The sequence below is a fragment of the Exiguobacterium sp. s101 genome (genome assembly GCF_018617835.1).
Taxonomy (GTDB): Bacteria; Bacillota; Bacilli; order Exiguobacteriales; family Exiguobacteriaceae; genus Exiguobacterium; species Exiguobacterium marinum.
The window spans coordinates 143,713-149,770 of record NZ_JACSKX010000006.1; the positions used below are offsets into that span (position 1 = coordinate 143,713).

Annotated in this window: 7 protein-coding genes; 2 read left to right on the forward strand and 5 right to left on the reverse strand. The window is 45.2% G+C overall.

The features are described 5' to 3' along the window. Positions 1-41 precede the first annotated feature (41 nt). The 4 genes from KNO76_RS07320 to KNO76_RS07335 form a co-directional block, all read right to left on the reverse strand. On the reverse strand, positions 42-1,082 hold the full coding sequence (locus tag KNO76_RS07320; protein WP_214884225.1) for a lipid II:glycine glycyltransferase FemX: 1,041 nt from the start codon (positions 1,080-1,082) through the stop codon (positions 42-44). A gap of 218 nt (positions 1,083-1,300) precedes the next feature. After that, complete coding sequence (locus KNO76_RS07325) at positions 1,301-2,296, reverse strand: Gfo/Idh/MocA family oxidoreductase (protein ID WP_214884234.1); 996 nt, start codon at positions 2,294-2,296, stop codon at positions 1,301-1,303. Between the two features lie 56 nt (positions 2,297-2,352). Next, on the reverse strand, positions 2,353-2,841 hold the full coding sequence (locus KNO76_RS07330; RefSeq protein WP_026826043.1) for a GNAT family N-acetyltransferase: 489 nt from the start codon (positions 2,839-2,841) through the stop codon (positions 2,353-2,355). 74 nt (positions 2,842-2,915) lie between these two features. After that, positions 2,916-3,350: an OsmC family protein gene (locus KNO76_RS07335; protein ID WP_214884237.1), complete on the reverse strand. Its 435-nt coding sequence runs from the start codon at positions 3,348-3,350 to the stop codon at positions 2,916-2,918. Between the two features lie 84 nt (positions 3,351-3,434). Here KNO76_RS07335 and cls point away from each other — a divergent pair, with 84 nt between their 5' ends. Together cls and KNO76_RS07345 are read left to right on the forward strand one after the other, a co-directional pair. Continuing rightward, positions 3,435-4,898, forward strand: coding sequence for a cardiolipin synthase (gene cls / locus KNO76_RS07340; RefSeq protein WP_483297387.1), 1,464 nt, complete (start codon positions 3,435-3,437; stop codon positions 4,896-4,898). Positions 4,899-4,934: 36 nt separating this feature from the next. Next, a complete protein-coding gene (locus tag KNO76_RS07345) occupies positions 4,935-5,276 on the forward strand; it encodes a transposase (RefSeq protein WP_214884249.1) in 342 nt (113 codons plus the stop codon). Here KNO76_RS07345 and KNO76_RS07350 read toward each other — a convergent pair. Further along, positions 5,262-6,058 (reverse strand): IS3 family transposase (locus tag KNO76_RS07350; protein WP_214884252.1); only part of this gene is annotated, 797 nt, incomplete at its 5' end. The genes KNO76_RS07345 and KNO76_RS07350 overlap by 15 nt on opposite strands.

Sequence of the window (6,058 nt, forward strand, 5' to 3'; positions counted from 1 at the left end):
CGATGCACGGAACGTTCAAGCGTTCTGTTGCATCGATTGTTTTATTTTGTCGATGAAAGTGGCGTATCAATCTTTACAGGTGCTCGATACATCGGAAAGTAATCAGACATTCCATGCAGTTGAATATGGGCATCGTTTAACCTTTGATACACATCGTCCTTTAGAATACTTTTTCCAATATAATAAGTGAGCGGTTCTTCTCCAGAGAAACTCGATTTAAAATCGTAGAGAGCATCCTGTCCTGTCACCCCCCCACCAAGGTGCAAGTATACTTTTCCTTTATCACTTGAACGGCGAATCATCTCACTGAACAGAAAATGGTTTGGCCGGAGTGGCAAAAAGTTATTTAACGATCCACCTAGATGATAATGAGCACCTGTCTCTCCATATAACAGCAACACTCCTGCAATCACGCTTTCATTATGAAGCGCAAATAAAAACTCGGCTTCAAACGACTCACTCGTGAGCAATTTTCTAAAATACGAAGTTGAATAATAATAATCATCATTCGCTGAACGACGATTCATAGTTTCTTCATATAGTCTTATAAATGTTTGAATGTCTTCAGCGCCACCTTGTACAACGGTCAATTGTTCACGCGTCGCCCGTTTTACATTACGCTTCGTCATTTTATGAAATCGCTCTGTCAACTGTTCATAAGGTTTATCCAGCTGAACATGGACTGTTTTTCGAATAGGGAAAGCCTGTCCAAACGTTTTCATGATGGCTTCATCTATTCTAAGCGGATGGTAGCGAATTGTCTCTGTGACCGTCATTTCGTTTTCTTCTCGTAATAAAAAGGTATGGCGAGCGACCTTTACTTCGTCATCTGTGAACTCTCCAACTCGAAATGGTCCACCATAACCATAGGCTGTCACGAGATCATCATACCGCTGATCGATTTGTCTTCGGATATATGGATATATCAACATCCCCTTTGATGTATTGGCGACAAAAAGTTCTGGCGAGTCATGTGATCCACAATTCACTTTGACATAATCATAACTGTCATATACATCACATTGTGTTTGACTTAACCAATATTCCCACTCGGCTCGGTCTTTGATGATTCTTGTTTCCATCATCTCACCCCTTTATAAGTGATCTCCTTAACTATTTTTCCCATTTGAGGATGAGTACACAGATGAATAATGTAACTTTTTATTATTAACAATCAATTTCCGTACAGTGTAGTTTACGAAAAACATATCACTATTTCTTTCGTATGTTGATTCACTCACAATTAAAAAACGGACCCGCTATATAGCGAATCCGCATGTTGAAGGATATTGATATGACATCAGTCCACCGTGATTACTACACCTGTTTCACTCGATTGACGAGCAAGTTCAATAATTTGTGTTGTCAATGCGGCATCTTTTAAAGAGACAATCGGGCGTCGTGTCTGATAACTTTCCGCCAACTGGTGATAATAAGTGAGGTAGCTTCCCTTCTCAACTTGAATCGTTTCCACATCTTCGACAGACAGGATACCAGTTTCTAAAATATCAGCTTCTAATTTCCCATCCTTCAGCGCCTCTTCCTGGGGATCAAGACCGTATTTCACAAAACTTCCATTCGTTCCATGCAGTTCAAAACGTGGAGTTTCTCCTGCGATGAACGGGTTTGAACGAAGATAGACTCGTTTATTTCCGTAATAGAGCGTCACATGAAACCCATCGTCAGATTGTCCACCCTCTCGTTGAGTCATCACATCTGCTTGAATCCGATCAGGCTTTCCAAACAAAGCGAGCGTTTGATCGATGAGATGACTTCCTAAATCAAATAAGATGCCTGAGCCCGGTCCTGCATTTTCCCGCCAACGGTCACGTACATTCGGTCGGAAGCGATCAAATCGTGATTCCATTACTTTCCAATCACCTATTGCGTTTGAGTCAAGCAACGACTTGATTGTTAAGAAATCACCATCAAAGCGACGATTTTGATACACATTGACGATTTGACCCGTCTCCGCTTCAAGTTTTATTAACTCATATCCTTCTGCAGTCGTCAGAAAAGCTGGTTTCTCTACTAATACGTCTTTACCTGCTCGTAGACAAGAAACGACCATCTCTTTATGTAAGTGAGAAGGTGTCGTGATAATGAACAAGGATGCATCTGCTTGTAATGCTTCCTCTAACGTCTCATATACATTAGCTTCTGGTAGTTTGGCATGAACTTCGCTCGGACGCGTTGAGACGACTCCAACCACTTCAAATGAGTCAACGGTATTTAAGAACGGGAAATGAAATGTGTTCGCAGAAAAGCCGAACCCCACTAAGATAGTTTTAATCATGGAAAATTCCTCCTTTTCGCTTTAATCATTATATCAAAAAAAGGGTCCAAAGACCCTCATGCACTCATACTCTCATCTAGTCTGTATTCGAACGTATTGTACCCGTTTCGGGAGTCAACATAGACGAAACCAAAACGTGGATAATAACTATTGAGAAATTCATTATCAGCGACACAGTCGAGTCGGATCGGCTCATCCTCGTCGGCCGACTGTAACACGTGCTCCATGAGTTGCTGTCCAACCCCGCGTCCTTTTAACTTTTCACTGACGACGATTCGATGGATGTATTGTCCATACTCACTGTCATCCCATAAATTGTCGTCCCATTCATCAGGAGGCAACAATGCGATTGAAGCTAAAATTTGTTGATTATCTTCAAAGACATATACACTGCCTTCCGTAATATCAGTGAGCACACGCTCCACGAGGTCCTGTTCCAAATATTCGGTCCACTGGTCGCTTCCCTGTTCATTTAGCGCTACGGCTCGTTGTTCGATTAGGTTCGCGATGCTCTTGGCATCGCGCTTCGTCGCGAGTCGAATCATAACGTCCTCCTTTAATTACACAGTATTTGAAATACAAATATAACGGAGAACACTATGTCTTTCAACCATCTTGCTCACTCTTTCATTTCAAACGGAATGACTCCATTATCGTTTAATTGATAACTATAGGACAATGTCGCGTTCAGACTGTGTGAAACGGAACAATATCGTTCAACAGACAGTTCGATTGCCCGTCGAACCCGCTCTTCCGACATATCGCCTTTCAAAATATATAAGATGTGAATGGCTGTAAAGCGTTTCGGATGTTCGATTGCACGAACCCCATCAATCTTCATCTCGAACGACTCGAGCGGTTGACGCATCTTATGCAAAATCGATACGATATCGATTCCCGTGCAGGATGCAGTTGCGTGAAGTAACATCTCGGTCGGACGAGGACCGGTGTCATGTCCCCCAACATCCTCAGACGCGTCGAGTGTGACCTTGTGTCCCGAAGGCGTATGCGTTTCAAACGCCATCCCTTGCTTCCATACGACTTCCATATCCATCGTCTACTCCCCCTATTTCATTTGATAGCAATCTATTCCCTCATTTGATGTATGATTAAGCTACAAATTGATTTTTAGGAGTGTATGTCGTTGAATTTGTCCATTTTATTCAGCTGGGGACTGTATATCGTCCTTGGGTTAAACCTGTTGTTCGCACTCGCTGTCATCTTTGCCGAAAGAAGGGACGTCGGGGCGACCTGGGCCTGGTTGCTCGTCCTATTCTTTTTACCAGTGCTCGGCTTTATCATCTACCTCTTTCTCGGACGACAACTCAAGAAGGATAACTTCTACAACTTGAGTGTGGAAGAGCGTTCTTTCCATGCGCTTCAAGTAGAATCACAAATCGAACAGATTCATGCCCGAGAAACATTGCTCGCTCAGCCATTGTTTGAAAAGTACGATCAATTACTTCAAATGAATTTACGTTCAGCTAAATCATTGATTAGCGTACATAATCGTTCCCTCATCTTGCACGATGGTGAACAAAAATTCAAAGCGCTAATGGATGATATCCGCTCTGCCGAAACCGAGATTAACATTCAATACTACATCATTCAACGTGACGCCCTCGGTCAAGCACTTTTGAAGGAACTGATTGGGCGTGCGAAAGCCGGTGTCAAAGTACGACTCCTTTATGATGCGGTCGGATCTCGGAGTCTTCGAAACTCCGACTTTAAAGAATTGATTGCGAACGACGGAGAAGTCCGTGTTTTCTTCCCACCTACTCTCGGAATGATCAACTTTAAACTGAACAATCGAAATCACCGTAAGGTCGTCATCATTGACGGGAAGATTGGATATGTCGGCGGCTTCAACGTCGGCACCGAATATCTCGGACTCGTCGAAAAATTTGGCTATTGGCGCGACACGCATTTGCGGGTTGAAGGTGACGTCGTCTATCATCTTCAACACCGTTTCATCTTGGATTGGAACTATTCAGGTCATCGCGACCACGAACCAGAAAATACATTTTCTTTTGCGCGACACGAGATTAAAGACAAGTCTCCAATGCAAATCGTCACGAGTGGACCGAACTCGGATACGGAACATTTAAAGAATATGATGGTGAAGATGATCATGTCGGCAAAACGACGGGTCGTCATTCAAACGCCTTACTTCATACCTGATACAAGCTTCATGGATGCTTGTAAGATGGCGTTACTCTCCGGGATTCAAATGGATATCATGATTCCCGGAAAACCGGATCACCCGTTCGTCATGTGGGCATCCCTCTCTTTCCTCGGAGAGTTGCTCAATTATGGTGCGAACGTCTACTTGTATGGTGAAGGATTTCTGCACGCAAAAATCCTAGTCGTCGATGATGAGATTGCGACCGTTGGGACGACGAATTTAGATGCCCGAAGCTTCCGTCTCAACTTTGAAGTGAACGCACTCATTTATGATGAACGTGTCGCCCTCGAACTCGTCTCTTTGTTTGAAACCGACATCGCGGTTAGCCGAGTTTATACGATGGAAGACTATGAAACCCGTAAATGGACGGTCCGTGCACGGGAAGGGGTGTCACGACTCCTCAGTCCGATTTTATAAGAACGACGACATGAAGCGATCCAGACGAAGACCACGTTGGACCAGCTGGTCCCGCAGGATCATCTCGTCCGAAAACTTGACCGCCACATCGACTTCTCGATCGTCCACCGCCTCTGCGCCCCGCTTTATTCGAACACCGGGACGCCCGGCATCGATCCCGAGATCATCATCAAGATCATTCTCCTCGGGCCGCTGTTCAACATCCGTTCCGTGCGTCAGACCGTGAAGGAGGTTCAGACGAACCTCGCCTATCGTTGGTTCCTCGGTCTCGGCATCGACGAGAAGGTGCCCGACCATTCGACAATCAGCCAGGCCTATCGGCGTCGTTTTCATGACAACGACGTGTGGATTGTCAACACTAAACTAGACAGTTTTTAAGAGGTGTCTCTGTTTGTACTCTTTCGGCGTCAGGTATCCCAGTGTTCCGTGAATTCGAATATGATTGAACCAATGGATGTAGTCCCGTAATTCACGGTCGAGGACCGTCAAACTCGAAAAACTCCGTTTTCTAACGAACTCCGTCTTGATCACTTTATACGTCGCCTCTGACACGGCGTTGTCGTAAGGGCACCCTTTATCGCTCAGCGAGCGACGGATCCCGAAACTGCGCAACGTATCGCTCACGAGCTTGTTGTTGAATTCGCTCCCGCGGTCGGTGTGGAACATTCCGATTCGTCGAAGGTCGCTCGGGATCGTCGCGATTGCCCGAGCCACCAGGGAGGCGTCCTTGTGCTCGCCTACACTATGTCCAATGATTTCACGGTTGAAGAGATCGACGAAAACACACACATAGTTCCATTTGTTTTGGACCCTGACGTATGTCAAATCACTCACGATGACCGACAACTCTTCTTCCTGACGGAACTCGCGGTTCAATTCATTTTTGACCGCGGACTCGTTCGGGTTATTTCGCTTCGGTCTGTATTGTGCGACGGTGTAGGAGGATACGAGCCCTTGCTCCCGCATGATGCGGCCGATGCGTCTTCGGGACACTTGCTTTCCGAGCTTTTGGAGTTCGATCTTGATCTTGCGAGTCCCATAATTTTCACGACTTTGACGGAAGATCTCGATGACGTCACCGGTCACATCGTCGACCGACCGTCGCTTCTTCGATGCGTAGTAGAAGGTGCTTCTTGGTAGGTGTAGGACTTTGCACATTG

Coding starts and splice junctions, on each gene's coding strand:
- KNO76_RS07320 (WP_214884225.1), bottom strand. CDS start 1,082: ATGGAAACAAGAATCATCAAAGACCGAGCCGAGTGGGAATATTGGTTA.
- cls (WP_483297387.1), top strand. CDS start 3,435: ATGTCGTTGAATTTGTCCATTTTATTCAGCTGGGGACTGTATATCGTC.
- KNO76_RS07335 (WP_214884237.1), bottom strand. CDS start 3,350: ATGGATATGGAAGTCGTATGGAAGCAAGGGATGGCGTTTGAAACGCAT.
- KNO76_RS07330 (WP_026826043.1), bottom strand. CDS start 2,841: ATGATTCGACTCGCGACGAAGCGCGATGCCAAGAGCATCGCGAACCTA.
- KNO76_RS07325 (WP_214884234.1), bottom strand. CDS start 2,296: ATGATTAAAACTATCTTAGTGGGGTTCGGCTTTTCTGCGAACACATTT.